This is a genomic window from Microcoleus vaginatus FACHB-2002 (assembly GCF_040004035.1).
Classification (GTDB): Bacteria; Cyanobacteriota; Cyanobacteriia; order Cyanobacteriales; family Microcoleaceae; genus Microcoleus; species Microcoleus vaginatus_C.
Genome location: NZ_JAMPLN010000041.1, coordinates 1 through 15,151, shown reverse-complemented (window position 1 = coordinate 15,151; position 15,151 = coordinate 1). Strand labels below are relative to the sequence as shown.

Annotated in this window: 15 protein-coding genes; 8 read left to right on the top strand and 7 right to left on the bottom strand. The window is 46.9% G+C overall.

The genetic code is table 11. The annotated features are described in order from the left end of the window. Window positions 1-57: 57 nt before the first annotated feature. Window positions 58-660, top strand: a complete 603-nt coding sequence (locus tag NDI35_RS25045; RefSeq protein WP_445315080.1) for a Uma2 family endonuclease — start codon at window positions 58-60, stop codon at window positions 658-660. 9 nt (window positions 661-669) lie between these two features. On the opposite strand, the gene NDI35_RS25040 is transcribed toward NDI35_RS25045, so the two are convergent. Both NDI35_RS25040 and NDI35_RS25035 read right to left on the bottom strand, forming a co-directional pair. After that, on the bottom strand, window positions 670-1,437 hold the full coding sequence (locus tag NDI35_RS25040; RefSeq protein WP_445315079.1) for a YebC/PmpR family DNA-binding transcriptional regulator: 768 nt from the start codon (window positions 1,435-1,437) through the stop codon (window positions 670-672). Between the two features lie 145 nt (window positions 1,438-1,582). Then, window positions 1,583-2,221 carry a histidine phosphatase family protein gene (locus tag NDI35_RS25035; protein ID WP_445315078.1) on the bottom strand — a complete coding sequence of 213 codons (639 nt, stop codon included), beginning with the start codon at window positions 2,219-2,221 and terminating at the stop codon, window positions 1,583-1,585. A 597-nt stretch (window positions 2,222-2,818) separates the two neighbouring features. Between NDI35_RS25035 and NDI35_RS25030 the strand changes: the two genes are divergently transcribed. From NDI35_RS25030 to NDI35_RS25020, 3 genes are all read left to right on the top strand, one after another. Beyond that, on the top strand, window positions 2,819-3,154 hold the full coding sequence (locus tag NDI35_RS25030) for a hypothetical protein (protein ID WP_445315077.1): 336 nt from the start codon (window positions 2,819-2,821) through the stop codon (window positions 3,152-3,154). Beyond that, window positions 3,142-3,384 (top strand): type II toxin-antitoxin system RelE/ParE family toxin, encoded by a 243-nt coding sequence (locus NDI35_RS25025; RefSeq protein WP_445315076.1) that lies wholly within the window; start codon window positions 3,142-3,144, stop codon window positions 3,382-3,384. The genes NDI35_RS25030 and NDI35_RS25025 overlap by 13 nt, the downstream gene beginning before the upstream one ends. Before the next feature lie 71 nt (window positions 3,385-3,455). Then, window positions 3,456-3,812: a DUF4864 domain-containing protein gene (locus NDI35_RS25020; protein WP_445315075.1), complete on the top strand. Its 357-nt coding sequence runs from the start codon at window positions 3,456-3,458 to the stop codon at window positions 3,810-3,812. 7 nt (window positions 3,813-3,819) lie between these two features. Here NDI35_RS25020 and NDI35_RS25015 read toward each other — a convergent pair whose 3' ends face one another. Then, window positions 3,820-4,521 carry a class I SAM-dependent methyltransferase gene (locus tag NDI35_RS25015; protein WP_445315074.1) on the bottom strand — a complete coding sequence of 234 codons (702 nt, stop codon included), beginning with the start codon at window positions 4,519-4,521 and terminating at the stop codon, window positions 3,820-3,822. Between the two features lie 332 nt (window positions 4,522-4,853). Between NDI35_RS25015 and NDI35_RS25010 the strand changes: the two genes are divergently transcribed. After that, window positions 4,854-6,716, top strand: coding sequence for a polysaccharide biosynthesis/export family protein (locus NDI35_RS25010; protein ID WP_445315073.1), 1,863 nt, complete (start codon window positions 4,854-4,856; stop codon window positions 6,714-6,716). 476 nt (window positions 6,717-7,192) lie between these two features. Here the strand turns inward: NDI35_RS25010 and larE are convergent, their stop codons facing one another. The 4 genes from larE to fraC form a co-directional block, all read right to left on the bottom strand. Beyond that, window positions 7,193-8,020 (bottom strand): ATP-dependent sacrificial sulfur transferase LarE, encoded by an 828-nt coding sequence (gene larE, locus NDI35_RS25005; RefSeq protein ID WP_445315072.1) that lies wholly within the window; start codon window positions 8,018-8,020, stop codon window positions 7,193-7,195. A 357-nt stretch (window positions 8,021-8,377) separates the two neighbouring features. Beyond that, entirely contained in the window at window positions 8,378-9,151 is a 774-nt protein-coding gene (locus NDI35_RS25000) for an ABC transporter permease (protein ID WP_445315071.1), read from the bottom strand. A gap of 152 nt (window positions 9,152-9,303) precedes the next feature. After that, window positions 9,304-10,302, bottom strand: a complete 999-nt coding sequence (locus NDI35_RS24995) for a DUF5357 family protein (RefSeq protein ID WP_445315070.1) — start codon at window positions 10,300-10,302, stop codon at window positions 9,304-9,306. A gap of 5 nt (window positions 10,303-10,307) precedes the next feature. Next, window positions 10,308-10,826 (bottom strand): filament integrity protein FraC, encoded by a 519-nt coding sequence (gene fraC / locus NDI35_RS24990; protein WP_445315069.1) that lies wholly within the window; start codon window positions 10,824-10,826, stop codon window positions 10,308-10,310. A 227-nt stretch (window positions 10,827-11,053) separates the two neighbouring features. Here fraC and NDI35_RS24985 point away from each other — a divergent pair, with 227 nt between their 5' ends. The 3 genes from NDI35_RS24985 to NDI35_RS24975 all read left to right on the top strand — a co-directional run bounded on the left by NDI35_RS24985 (window position 11,054) and on the right by NDI35_RS24975 (window position 14,639). Then, the gene (locus NDI35_RS24985; RefSeq protein ID WP_333039380.1) at window positions 11,054-12,187 is read left to right on the top strand and encodes a cob(I)yrinic acid a,c-diamide adenosyltransferase; all 1,134 of its coding nucleotides are present in this window, start codon (window positions 11,054-11,056) and stop codon (window positions 12,185-12,187) included. Window positions 12,188-12,458: 271 nt separating this feature from the next. Next, window positions 12,459-12,644 (top strand): hypothetical protein, encoded by a 186-nt coding sequence (locus NDI35_RS24980; RefSeq protein ID WP_333086295.1) that lies wholly within the window; start codon window positions 12,459-12,461, stop codon window positions 12,642-12,644. Window positions 12,645-12,650: 6 nt separating this feature from the next. Continuing rightward, complete coding sequence (locus tag NDI35_RS24975) at window positions 12,651-14,639, top strand: calcium-binding protein (RefSeq protein WP_445315068.1); 1,989 nt, start codon at window positions 12,651-12,653, stop codon at window positions 14,637-14,639. Window positions 14,640-15,151 lie beyond the last annotated feature (512 nt).

The following is a 15,151-nucleotide window of genomic DNA, read 5'->3' as shown; positions in this document are numbered from 1 at the left end:
CTAAAATAGTGTAAGCTCAAGCTATTCTATCACCCCTGCACCAACTGAGGAAAAACCATGACGACGCTGCTAATTCAAACCGAAAGCGTCCCACTGACGGTCAATTTCCCTGCGCTCCAATCAATGACTGTTGAACAGTTTTATGAATTCTGTCTAGTTAATCGCGATTTGAGAATTGAGCGTACAGCCAGTGGCGAAGTTATCATTATGTCACCCGCCTTTTCAGATACAGGGAATCGAAACGGTAAGATTGCCCTACAATTAGGGGACTGGGCAGAACAAGATGGCACAGGTGAAACGTTTGACTCCAGTGCAGGCTTTACCTTGCCGAATGGAGCAACCCGCTCCCCCGATGCCTCATGGATTAAACTAGAGCGCTGGAATGCCTTAACTGAAGAACAAAAAGCCTCATTCGCACCGATTTGTCCAGACTTTGTGATTGAATTGCGGTCTGCTAGTGACACTCTCAAGGGATTGCAAAACAAGATGCAAGAATATATTGAGAACGGTGTATCACTCGGCTTTTTGCTCGATCGCCAAAACAGAAAAGCCTACATCTACCGTCCCGATCGCGAACCTGAAATCTTAGATAATCCTGAAACAGTCAGCGGCGATCCAGAGTTACCGGGATTTGTCTTGCGGATGGCAAAAATCTGGTGATTTAGAGCGTTATACCATACTCAAAGACATCAATTCATCTGTCATTTCAAAATTAGCCGTCACACTTTGCACGTCGTCCAAATCTTCCAGTGCATCCATTAACTTAAGGAGCGAGCGAGCTTTTTCAGGAGTGTCTATTTCCACTGTATTGCTCGGAATCCAGCGATTTTCCGACTGCACAACAGCAAATTTTTTTTGTTTCAAAACATCAGCCAGTTGTTCCAAATGAGCGACACTTGTAAATACCTCTGCACCTTCAGTATCCTCATCAATTAATATCAAATCATAAGATTCCGCACCCGCCTCTAGCGACGCTTCAAACAATTGTTCCTCATCAATCGGCCCGCGTACCGTACAAACTCCTTTGTTGTCAAACATCCAGCCCACACAACCAGTTTCGCCCAGGTTTCCGCCATTTTTAGTAAAAGCTTCTCGCAAGTCAGCCGCGGTGCGGTTGCGATTGTCTGTCAGCGCTTCAATCAGAATAGCAACTCCGCCAACGCCGTAACCTTCGTAGCGAATAGCTTCTAAATCCGAACTTCCCCCGGCCAAGCCAGCACCTTTGGCGATCGCCCTTTCTATGTTTTCATTAGGAATATCCGCCGCCTTGGCTTTTTCAATAGCCGTCCGCAGTTGAAAATTGCCAGCAGGATCGGGAACTCCGCTGCGGGCCGCGACAATAATTTCGCGAGATATTCGAGCAAAAACCTTGCCTTTAACGGCATCAACTCTAGCTTTTTGGCGTTTAATATTCGCCCACTTACTGTGTCCAGCCATACCGATTTAAGATTTTCGATTTAAAATGTGCGATCGAGATTAAACAATAACACCCCGATTCGGACTAATCAGATTAACGTAGGGTGCACCTCGGCGCACCTTACACACATAGCATAAAATGCGATTTTTGGCACGAATCTCAACTTTAATTAAACCGGATCACGGTTTCAGAGTCAGTCAGGTGAGAAGTATCGCCATTAAGTGCGATCGACCATTCTCCCTCACCCCGCACCACTTTCACCAAACAGCACAAAGAAGCATTAATTTCCGTTTCCGCACCGCCCGCCAGCCCGATCGCAGTTCCTAAAACCGACGCGCCGTGACCTACTAATAACATATCTTCGGGAAACTCAGCCGCGAGGCGTTTAGCAGTTTCCCCCGCCCTTTTGAGACAAGCTTCCCCAGTTTCGGGATAATTAGCAATACCGCCTTTGTAGGAAGCATCAATCCTGGGAAAACGCCTGCACAAAGCTTCGACGGACTCAGTTTCTGGCATTTCTGGCATCCATTCCGGATTCAGCCATTCGCACAGTCCCCACTCTAGTTTAATTGACAAATCGAGAGCTTCTGCCGCGTGATTTGCTGTTTGGACAGTTCGCAGAAAAGGGGAAGCAAAAATATGAGAAATTCCTTCTCCTTTGAGGCGATTGGCGAGTTGTTTAGCTTGAACGTGACCGTCTTCGGAAAGGTGGGGGTCATAGGGGCGTTCTGCTGTAAGAAACCAGTCGGGGTTAACGAAGTCGATGCGGTTTCCGTGTCGTGCGATCCAGACTGTTTGTGGCATGAGTTGGTTTGAGTTTGGCTTCTTGATGTAATATTATATCAAAGATGCTGATTTAGGATCTTTATGAAACTCGAGTGGGATGAAAACAAGTTAATCCGTAGGGTGCATCGCTGCGATATCTTAGATATAACTTGCAGATTTTTGAGGGCGACGCACCTTACTGACGAGAAGATTATGTGTATCACATATACATGGAATATGCTGTATATCAAAGATATTGAAGTTGATGAATAAGATTAAAACAGGGATGAACGATGAACTGCGATCGGAATATGATTTGAGGCAGTTGCGTGTAAGAATGGTAGGATCTGAACGAAAGACCTTTGGTGGTGTAAATATTCGTTTATAACCGGATGTTGCAGAGATGTTTCCCGATTCAGAAGCAGTGAATGAAGCTCTGCGGTTTTTGATTAGAATTACTAAAGAAAACGTAGTGTCTGAGAAAAAAGCTCGTCCCTCTATCCGTGCGGCAGTTTTTTCAAGCATCCACTCTAACATGGATTTAAAAATTATCAAAAATATGCTGAAACTGTGCGTTATAGTTCCACAACTATTTGACACTGCGCTAAAATTAAATCAGTCACTCTCTATTGTCCAATGGCTCAATCTATAAAGCAACTCCACGCCCAAATTCAAGCCATGCCCAGCGATTCGGTTAAGGCGATCGTGCTTTCATGGCTGAATCAGTCCAACGGTAATCTCAGCGACTTTGAACGCTTAATCGCAGAAATTGCGGAGGAAACGGAGGGATATCAGTGGGGCGAAATTGACACAGCAAACGAGTTTCAACCCCTCAGCGAAGAACAAATGATCGCCAATAGTCTGGCAGCCTTGCAAGATTACCAGACAAACAAGACGGGCATTGGACACGATCGGGTTAAGCAATGGGCAGATAGTCTAGGGAGCGATCGCGAATTGCCATGCCCTCAGTAATTTGGACGCGCCCAGCCCTAACAGCACTTGAGCGGCATCGCCAATTCCTTGCTGAAACTGACCCCAATCTTGCTGTTAAAGCAATTCAAAAGATTGTAGAGGTGGGAGAAAGTTTGCAGACATACCCGCAAAGAGGTGCGCTTGTTGAACAAACCCCTGGTATGCGGAAACTAATTGTGACATGCAGGGAAAGTTGGTTTTGTTCTGCATTACGCTATCTTAAACGATGAAGTCCTGATTTTACAGATTTACTACGGACGACAACAACGTCCCACCTAAATTGCCTGTTCCGCTCAAAATTATGCAAATTACCGATCGCGATCGCACTACCATTCGCTCAGTCGTAGAACAGCAATTACAAGCATTTCAAAAAGACGATGCTGCTGGGGCTTTTGCCTTCGCCAGTCCCGGAATTCAGCAGCAGTTTCGCACAGCCGAAAACTTTATGCACATGGTAAAAATTGCTTATGAAGCTGTCTACCGTCCGCGCTCGGTATTATTTGAAAACCTCGCCACTGTAGAAGGAATTCCCGCTCAGCCGGTGCTGTTGCTGGACTCGGAAGGCATCCCAATCCGAGCCATTTATCTCATGGAAAAACAGTTTGATAATAGTTGGCGAATTAATGGCTGTTATTTGGTTTCCCTACCAGAAGAATAAGTTATACTTACCTTTCTGCGGAGCTTTTTTTCCTAATTCGCAGCATCTTATTCCCACCTTTTTGAAACTCATAAGGAGCCTCTTGAATTTCTACACTAAAATTTCTCTTTTTCAATTCGGCGACGATCGGGTTTAAGTGATCGGATTCCTCCCCGCTAAAACTCTGCAATAGAGGGAATACCCGGACTTCCTTTGCAACCCGACACATTTCTGTAATAGCTTCCAGATGAAATTCTTCCGAAAGCAGGTGAGAATAAGCAAATAAAAAATGGCTGCACAAAGCTAAATCGAATTGATCGTTCTCGAAAGGCAAAACTGGCAGCTCAGCATTCAGGTAGCGGCCTTGCTGCAAGCCTGATGGAAAATCTTCTAAAAATTCCTGCATCGCCTTCATTCGCACTTCGCCTAGCTGGTAGGGCGATTCAAAATTATTCCACAGGTAGCCGTCTAAATTGGCTTTAACACCGTCAATCACAGTTTGATATGTTTCTTGGATGCGATCGCCAATTTCCACCGCAGTAAACTGATAAACTGGATCGCAAGAAATTACCTTTTTACCTTGGCGAGTCATTTCGGCATTGAAACTCGCCGGGCCGCCCGCACAATCCAGAATTGCTAGCTTGAGGTCACTTGATGTCAAGCTAAACATTCCTATGTATTCATCCAAGCAGCGCCCCCAGGGAATTACTTTATCCAATTTTAGTGACACTTGTCTTTGTCCTGCAGAGAGAATTATTTAACATTTTACCTCAAATCCGGGGGTTTTTTCCTATCTCCTTTCTGTGGCGGGTTGATTTGTATCGCGAGTTATGTATGAAGAATTTTGCTCAAACGAGAGCCTAATCCTGAGAACAGTTGGCGGGCTTTACACTTTCTTTACAAACAAGGGGCAAAATAGTTAAGTGCGATCGCACAATTTTTATGCTTCCACCTGTGGATTTTGCAGCGAAGCGAGGCTACACTGGACAGCAGGGAAAATAAACTAAAATCAACTAGCTAAATTGCTCTTGTTCATTGGCAGGCGGCAACCAGGGAAGAAAGATGAAACATACCATTCAAACCGCTACAAGTCTTAGTTTGTCAGCACTCCTGGTGCTATTGAGTTCGCTGCCCAGTAGAGCTCAGTTACCTGCCGTCAGAAATCCTGCACCTGCTAGGAACCCAAACCAACCGAGAGTACCGCCGCCACCTCCGGGTTCGAGTTTGCCGCCGATCGGCAATTCTGGTTCGCTGACACCAGAAGCAGCTTATACTTTAGGCCCGGGCGATCGCATTGCTTTAGATATCTTCGGCGTCCCTGAATTCAGCAAGGAATATCAAGTGTTAGTTGACGGGACACTCAATTTGCCAATCATTCGCAGCGTCTCAATTCAAGGGTTGACGCTGCAACAAGCCGCTAATGTGATTACCCAGCGATACGAACCCTTCATCAATGTTCCGGTTGTTACCGTGACTGTGATCGTCGCTCGCCCCCTAAATATAGGTCTTGCGGGTGAAGTTACTCGCCCGGGTTCCTACAAGATTAATCCCACTAGAGAAGGAGGAGGAGTAAAATTCCCGACTTTGATGGAAATGCTGCAACTTGCACAAGGGGTGACATCAGCAGGAGATATGCGAAATGTCCAAATTCGTCGTCCCCGCAGAGGCGGCCCGGAGCAAGTTACTACTGTTGATTTGCAGGATTTTTTAGACACGGGAAATTTGCGTCAAGATGTCACCATTCGAGATGGAGATACAATTTTTGTACCGACAGCAAGGGCCCTGAATACTCAAGAAGTTCGTCAAAGAGCCAGTGCTAATTTTTCCGCTGATATTACTAAACCAATTGGCGTGGTAATTGTCGGGGAAGTGAACCGGCCGGGGCCTTATACTGTATTTGCTTCGGATGTGCGATCGAGCAACCAACAAACAGAGTTGAGTTTTGTATCTATCGACCAACAGCAAGGAGCAGTTGTGGGCTTACCAACAATAACTAGAGCACTGAAAATTGCTGGTGGTATCACTACAGAAGCTGACATTCGCCGCGTGCAAATCCGCCGCCGAGTCAGAGGTGGCAACGAACAAACTATCATGGTAAATCTGTGGGATTTGCTGCAAAAAGGCGACACAACTCAAGATATTTTGCTGCAAGAAGGAGATAGCGTAATTATCCCGACAGCAGCAACTGTAGACTTAGCTGAAGTTTCTCAAGTCGCAAATAGCAGTTTTTCTCCGAACGCGATTAGCATCAATATTGTAGGAGAAGTAATTAGACCTGGGGCTTTGCAGGTGCGGCCTAGTACATCCCTGCACCAAGCTTTACTCACTGCCGGCAGTTTCAATCAATTGCGGGCGAAAAAAGACAAGGTAGAACTATTGCGATTGAACCCCAACGGTACTGTTTCTCGCCGCACGATCGAGGTGGATTTTGCTCAAGCGTTGAATCCTAATAATAACCCCACTCTCCGCAACGACGATGTGATTCTGGTAGCGCGATCGGGCTATGCTAGGGTAGCAGACAATATCAACAGATTCGTGCAGCCGATCGCAGGAGTTGCAACTGGGATCAGCGCTGTTAGCGGTGTTTTTACTGGGTTTCAAACAACCATCAACGCTTTTGAAAACTTATTTTTGGGAGGGGATTTCGAGCGGCGAAATCAGATTAGACAGCTTCGCGAACAACGTCAAGACAGACAAGAGCAACGTGAAGACAGACTGTTTGAAAGAGAGCTACAACGTGAAGAAAGACAGCGGCAAGCTGAAGACAGACTGCTGCAACTTGAAGACAGAAGACTGCAGCTTGAAGACAGACAGCGGCAAATAGATCTTGAGAATCGGCGAATTCAGATCGAGGAGCAGCAACTTCAGCAGCAGAATCAGCTGCAGCAAATGCAGCCGCAGCAAATTCAACCAACTACTCCTTGATAAGACTCGGGCGTTGAAAGTTAGCCACCCTCTTTATGAATCGGCGGTTGAAACCGCTGCATAGAGTCAAACGAAGTCCGCACTAAGGGGGACTAAGAAATAAAGGGGGTATTAAAACCGGATTTGCTATTACATGGCACATCCCAAATCTACGGCAAACATCCTAGGCGTTGCTGATTTACGGTATGAAACGTTAAATATGCCCGTCAGAGAAACCAGTAGCCACAAAGCTTTTGGATTTTAAAGTTATTTTTTTCATACCCTGATTAAGCAACGCCACTTTGAGATTGCTTCACTGAGTTCGCTGGGCAACAGAAATACGTTACTTTTGCGTAAATCCTGTAATCCTAACAATTCGAGCCTTGAAAGGTATAAGTTGCTAAATCAAAGCTAAAGGTTCGATTGACATTGTTCCCCTTTGTCCATGTTCCAAACTACATCAATCATGAGAAATTTTTTGTATTCGGGAAAATTAATCAACCTTTTGCCTCCAACAACTGCGGCTGCAAAACCTGATTTAATTTGCCGCTGCGAAACCCCTCCAAATCCAAAGTCGCGTACACAAAACCAAACTCCTGAAACACCGCCACCAATGCAGGCAAATCCGTATTTAGCACAAACTCCTGAATCTCCTCTGCGGGTAACTCAATGCGCGCCGTATCTCCGTCCGATCGCACTCGCAAATTTTTCAGTCCCAACTGTCGCAAATACCGTTCGGCGCGCCCCACTCTTTGCAATTTTCCAATGGTGATTTCTTCGCCGTATGGAAAGCGCGAACTCAAACAAGGTTGAGCCGGTTTGTCCCACCAAGGCAAACCCAATTCTTTGGCCAACTGCCGCACTTCCAATTTAGTCATGCCTACTTCTGCTAAAGGCGATCGCGCGCCGCGTTCCTTCGCAGCCTGAATTCCGGGACGGTAATCCTTTAAATCGTCACCATTCACCCCATCCACCACATAAGGATAACCCTTTGCTAGTGCTAAGGGTTTCAAAGTATCGTGCAGTTCGCTTTTGCAGAAATAGCAGCGGTTAACCGGGTTAGAAGTGTAATTTGGATTGGCCATTTCCTGAGTTTCTACTTCCTCGTGAGCAATCCCTATTTCTGCAGCTTGAATCCGTGCATCTTCTAAATCTTCGGGCAGTAAAGACGGGGAAACAGCAGTAACTGCCAAAGCGCGATCGCCCAACACATCAAAAGCGATTTTTGCCACCAAAGTGCTGTCAATTCCGCCGGAGTAGGCAATCAAAGCCCGTTCCATCTGTGCGAAAATATCTTTTAATGGTTCGAGTTTTTCCACTAACATAATTTCAATTTTTATTACTGCTAAGCTATCGTAATCTAATTTACAGGGTGATTTCTCTCCAACATCTTTAGGACTTACGCACGATTATTTAGAAACCGGATTTTTTTACGAAAAGACGCGTTGTAGACCGCAAATTCGGTAATAAACCCGGTTTCTGGGTCACGATGCGTAAGTCCCGATCTTGTGGGGAGGGCAGAAAAGCCCGCCCAAAGGTAGTATTTAAATACAGACCAGCTTATTCGGGATCAATTAAAAGTTTGAGTTTTAGTCGAGATTTCTGAGCGATCACCTCCTTGATATTTTAGCGTGATAATTTGATAGATATACTCAAACTTTTGAAAGTAGGGCAGGTGCCTTTTAAAATTCCCTACGGGAAAATATGGCGATCGCAATTGACAGCAGCAGCACCACATACAGCAAACCGTAGCCAGCATCTGTAATCAAACCTGCCAAGTAAGGAACTTGTCCGTAAACAGCATCGTTTCTCAAATTGAATCTGGCTAAATCAGGCAAAACCAGATAAAGTCCCATCATCAATTGTTCAAGGCCAGGATTTTTAGTTAACTTACCCAAAGCCACTAAATCCCGCGTCGAATGTCCCATTAAATAAACGCCAAATGTCAGTAAAGTTGCCAGCAGCGAACTGCTAAAAACCCCAAATAAAATCCCGACACCAGCCATGAGACACAGCTCAAACCAGACAAACAACGAAGCGATTAAAATGCTTTCCAAAGGGAAAGGAATGCGGCTCAAACTCAGAATAGCCAGATAGATAACAGTCATTGCTGCTACAAGCACCGCCAGCACCGCCGACAGCCCTAAGTGCTTGCCCACAATTAACTCAGCCCGACTTATCGGCTTAGCAACTAACAGATAAACAGTCCGCTTTTCAATTTCTTTGTTGACCAGTCCGGTAGCCACAAAGACTGTGGCAATTAGACCGAGGAGGCTCATAGCAGCCAAACCGATATCTAAGATGATTTTCTTTTCGGTTGTCGCCGCCAATTCCGGTATCAACCGTACCGATGCGCCCATCAACAGAGCAAAAATAATAATTAAGTAAAGGATGCGATCGCGAATTACTTCCCAAAATACATTGGTCGCGACTGTCAAGATTCTTCTCAAATTCATCTAGTTATTAACCCGCTGGAAACTTTCGCCATACTTTAGTGTAAGGAAGAAGGAAGAAGGAAGAAGGAAGAGGGAAGATTTTTTCCATCTCAGACTCTCAGACTCTCCCACTCTCCCGCTATACCGATCGCAATTAGTTAACAGAGACAGAATCAAACTTGACTGTCCCCCGCCGTTCCATCTTTTTTCTGTCCGGGTTGAGAGCGTTTGATGGCATCGCAGGTTACAGTCGCCCTATTGGCTATCTGGAACACCTCGCAAGATTTGGTAAACGAATATATTTCCGGTCTAAAAACCACTCCCAGCCAAGTTGCCTGCATATCTAACTGATAGCGGGACTCTCCTTGGACGATCGCAGTTTTGACATCCCACCTCGCATCTTCTGCGACTACCCCAATTGTTTGTAAGGCTTGATTCTTCAGAAAAAATCGCTCGTTGTCAATATCTATTAACATTTGCTCTACCTGCGCCCACGGTTTAGTGCGGGCTTCATTTCGCAGGTATCGCTCCATTTCATTGAGGATGACAACTCCTCGGGATCGATTAATAGTTGGCCGTTGAAATGTCACCACATAATCGCTTTGCCTTAAATCCTGCGATAAAACGCTCGGATACTGTTCTATCCAACCTTGAATTAAAAAGTGAAAAGCAAACCAACAGGAAAACAGCACGTGAACTAGAGTAATCATCAAAAACTGAGGGCGCACCAACGACCTGATACCTTCCCGTTTTGACTCGCTCTTCCAAATCTGTATGATAGCAAGAACTACTACTGCTATAAGTGGGCCGGATATCCATGCTATTTCCTTCCTATCCGACGGCAATCTTATCAGTAACCACAAGCCAATTAAGATGCTTGTCACCCACGGACTCAGACTTACTCCTTTAATCACAAAAGGTTTCTGGCTGGTCAGCAAACCCATTGAAAGTGTAAATAATAACCAGCTCATATCAAAAAGCAGAGTTCTCGTCCGCCAGTCAGTGACTGCCGCCACTGTCAGCAAAGCTAAAAAGATGCTGAGCAGTAAAGGCGTCTTCCAGTGGACAACTCTAGGCGGAATCATCGCCTGTTGGAATTTTTTATTGGTTTCCCAAAGGTTTTTCCTCAGCTTTATGAGTTCCTGAGTGGCATCAAAAAATTGCTTCATCATAAATTTCAATACACGCTTTGCAAAAACAACACGGTTAAAATAACGACATTGCTAACAGTGTGGGCGATTAAAATTCCCCCAAACTGGGTAGTTACTTGAAAAGTTTTTTTGGGAGGACGGCGGGTGAGGGTGGGTGGCCCTAAAAACTGAGGCTTGGAAGCTTTTTTATTGCCGGTAACCATGTTTTCTATGAATTCTAATCCCTGCCATTTAGCTAGAAAAGTTACTGCTAATACTGAGAGTGCTATCATAGTTATTGGAGCGTAAACATTATCCCCACGTCCTAATAAAATATAACCGATAAGCTGTTCCCGCAATTCTTTGCTAAGAACGCTTTCAATGCCGAAGAAAACTAACCAGCCTACGCAAGTGCAAGATAGATTGAGGATGGCTGTATATTCAATGCTGGTTTTGGGGCCGAGTTTAAGTAGTTTTTGCAAAAACCACGATTCGATCGCGATCGCCAAAAACATAATTAAAATTTGCACCAAAACAGTCCGAAATGGGAAAACACTCGCAATCATAAGCCTTTAGGTATATCAGTCCGTGTTAAATTTTAATTGTACAGCACAAACGGAATAATCTTAACCGGAGATTTGAACACCTGATTGCGTTAAATCGCTGCTTAAAAGATTGGGTGTTAGAACTTATCGTATAATCTGTTGAGATCCGCCAACAGAATGGAAAAATTAAACATTCAAGGCGCGCGATCGAATACCCACCCCGATACAGACTCAAACAACTGCTGATTATGGTAAGGAATGGCATTGGTATTCGGACAGCCTCATCCCGGTCGGAACGGGCCGCGGGTCAGATTCACGTCTACGACGGCGCTGGTAAAGGCAAGTCTCAAGCAGCTTTGGGAGTAGTGTTGCGGTCGATCGGGCTGGGTATCAATTCTGACTCGCCCACGCGAGTCTTGTTGCTGCGCTTTCTCAAAGGCCCCGGCCGCTCCTACGACGAAGACGGGGCAATAGAAGCCTTGCAACGGGCATTTCCGCACTTGATCGACCAAGTGCGTACCGGCAGAGCCGAATATTTTGGGGCCGAAGCAATCACCCGCTTCGATCGCGCAGAAGCTCAGCGAGGCTGGGATATCGCCAAAGGAGCCATCGCCAGCGAGCTCTATTCCGTCGTGGTACTAGACGAACTAAACCCCGTATTGGACTTGGGTTTGCTGCCAGTTGACGAAGTAGTCCAAACCCTCAAAAACAAACCAGAATATTTAGAAGTCATTGCCACAGGCCGAGCGGCCCCCGAAGCTTTGCTGGAGATTGCCGACTTACACTCAGAAATGAAGCCCCACTATCATCCCGCAGCGGCAGAGCATCATATTTCCGGTATCGAAATATACACGGGAGCGGGGAAAGGCAAGTCTACGAGCGCTTTGGGCAAAGCTTTGCAGGCAATAGGTAGGGGTATCAGTCAAGACCAATCTCACCGGGTGTTAATCGTGCAATGGCTCAAAGGTGGCACCGGTTATACAGAAGATGCGGCGATCGCAGCTTTGCGGCAAAGCTACCCGCAGCTAGTAGACCACCAGCGGTGCGGCCGAGATGCTATAGTTTGGCGGGGGCAACAGCAAGAGCTAGACTGCATAGAAGCAGAACGCGGTTGGGAAATCGCCAAATGTGCGATCGCCAGCGGCTGGTACAAAACGATTATTCTCGACGAACTCAATCCCACAGTAGACTTAGAACTGCTGCCGGTAGAGCCGATCGTCGAAGCCCTGCTACGCAAGCCGCGGGATACAGAAATTATTATCACCGGGCGCTGCCACAAACCCCACGCTTACTTTGACTTGGCAAGCGTACACTCCGAGGTATACTGTCACAAACACTACGGCGATCGGGGCGTAGAACTAAAGCGTGGCGTAGACTTTTAAAGCCCGGAGCGGTACGAAATTCAATCCGGGTCAGAATTATTAAATGATGGCCCTGCCTGGAAAACCGGAAATTGCCACAAAGCCTTGTTACCAAGTAACAAATCTCCCAATTTCCCTTGTCTTCCCGATCACCCAGATCTGCCTTTTTTAATCTTTAATTTCCTCCCCCGGACGCGATCCCCGAGCGCTAATCCAGAATGGAACATTAAGAATATGAGCCGCGTCTTATGGAGCGTGAGCACATGAGACAGTGCACCAGGATTATTAAAGGGTGAAGACTTTGAAAATAAAAGCTTACAAGCAAAAAATCCGCGAGGGAGAAAGTCTAGACAGGGTTAACGCCAGTAGGCTAGACTTGCGGCTGGCAAACAGGTTAAACTACAGCGGAATCCAAACATTCGGTGTTCTAGGCAGTGTCTGTAGTCGCACCAGCGATGACCAACAAGTAGAGGAGTGAAGCTTTATGACAACGTTAGATGACAATCCTAATCAACTAGATTTAAACCTTCCGGGACTAGGCCCGGATACAGTATTCGCCGGAGAGGGGGCGGATTTCATTAGAACTTCCACCCTGGGGGGCAGCTTAATATTTGGCCAAGGCGATAACGATACTCTGATTTCAGTTGGCCCGAACGATACCCTATACGGCGGCGACGACGAAGATTCAATCAGATCTCAGCGGACTCCGGCTTTGCTGTTTGGCGACGCAGGCAATGACACCATAATCGCTGAAGCCCGCGCTACCCTGGCCGGCGGCGAGGGAGAAGACATCCTCCAAGGTACTGTCGAAGCTAACCTGATGTTTGGTAATCAGGGCGAAGATACGATGCTGGGAGGGGCGCAGAGAGCAGACTCCCTCTACGGTGGTAAGGACAATGACAAGATCGGCTTCTTCATCGCAGGCGGTGGCAACAACCTCTCTTTAGACGGTGGTTTGGGTATTGGCTTCGCTGGCAATGAAGGCAGCAACTACTTGCGCGGTGATTTGGGCGACGACTTAGTTGTAGGTATCAATGTAAGAGACAGTCTCTTTGGCGGTAGAGGCAACGACACCCTAAGAGGTGTGGCCAGCAACAGCTACCTGTCGGGCGATCTTGACGACGACATCTTATTCATTACCAACAGTACGCAAAGCAGCCCGTTTGCTCAGGGCAGCGTCATTACGATCGGAATTGAGAGAACCACCTTGATTGGTGGTGGCGGCAACGATTCTCTCACCGGCGGTATCGGCGAGTTTGAGGCCGGCAGAAACTTGTTAGACGGCGGCGACGGCAACGACACGATCACGGTTTTTGCCACGCAGGATACCGCTTTGGGAGGTGGAGGCGACGACTTCATCGAGTCATCCAGGGTATCGAATCTAACTTTGAGCGGAGGCGCCCAGAGTTCATTTGGAGGCTTCGCGGGTCGCAACTTGCTCGACGGCGGAGTAGGCAATGACACGATCGTTGCAGCTTTTGTGACTGATACAATGGTCGGCGGCGAAGGCAACGACAGCCTGAGCGGTACCTTTACTAACGCAGCCGGTGGAGATGGCAACGATACTATCAATGCTACCAGGGCCATTTTTGCTGGTACTGGTACTGCTTTGATTACTCTCGAAGGCGGGATCGGCGGCGATCTGTTAATTGGCTACACCAATCCTACTACTGGCAGCAGCTTCACCGTCACCAACCTGATGAACGGTGGTGAGGGAAGTGACACCATCATATTTGGCAGCGCGCGCGATCGCGTGATTGGCAACGTTGCGGGTAACGACTTCATCTCCTACGCTAGCGGCGTCAGCTTTGACGATATTACAGCGCCAAACTTGATTAGCGATACCTTAGGCAGCAACTTCATTATTGGTGGCAACGGCACTGATGTGATCACTACTGGTAACGGGGATGACATCCTGTTCGGCGACTCATTCGATGCTACCGACGCCGATGGAGGAGCCGGGGACGATACCTTAAATGCAGGTGCTGGAAACGACACCATGCTGGGCGGCTTTGGGAACGACTATTTGATCGGCGGCGACGGTAACGACTCTCTCGGCGGCGGGCCTGGTGCTGACACCCTGATTGGCGGATCGGGTAATGACAGTTTCTACTACAACAACTTCGGCGAGGGCGCCGATGGTACTAACCCAGACCAAATCGGCGATTTTACGATCGGCCAAGACAAGTTTATCTTCCAAATCAATGGCTCCGACGGCTTCCCCAACTTGAGGGGAGTGCAAAATACGAATCGACTTTCTTCGCAGGCGTTCTTGGCGCTTGAGAGTGGGCGGTACAACAGCAGTTTTGGTCCAGCCGGGGCGGCCCCGTCAGATCCGTTCGTCTTTTATGAAAATGAAACCGGACGACTAGGATATGACTCTAACGGTGTTGGTAATGCTGACGGAGTAGTTACGCTGGCAATTCTGAATGGCAGACCGGGCATTACGGCTGCTGACATTACCCTGATTTAATTTGGGTAAAAGTGGGTGGGGTCGGTTCTGAAACATCGCCCTACCAACTCTCAAAACTAATTGTGGTATGTTTCGAGCTGGGGATATCCATCCCTGGCTTTTTTGTGGGCATTGGGAATTGGGCATCGGCCAAATAGGGCATTGACCAAAAAGCATCTTCGCCAAACAGCATCTTCGCCCTGCGTAGCGGAGGGATCGGGCCAAAAAGTAGCATCTGTAGGGGCGAGTTCACCCATGAATTTTACCACCCCTCAATAATTTTGATAAACCCGCCCTCCAACTCAAAGACGATATAATTGACATATGAGTAAAAGTCGATTATTGTAGCCGACTAATATTCTCTTTTGTCCTTCAAAAACAATTAGGGCTTACTGAATAAGTTAGGAAAAATTGCGATCGCACTTGATGGGCAATTCAAGCTCGGCAACACATAACTTTTTATTGACTATAACTTGCCCAACTATAGCTTTTAATAATCATTGAACCGTAAATCGGTGTGATTTTCGGTTTGT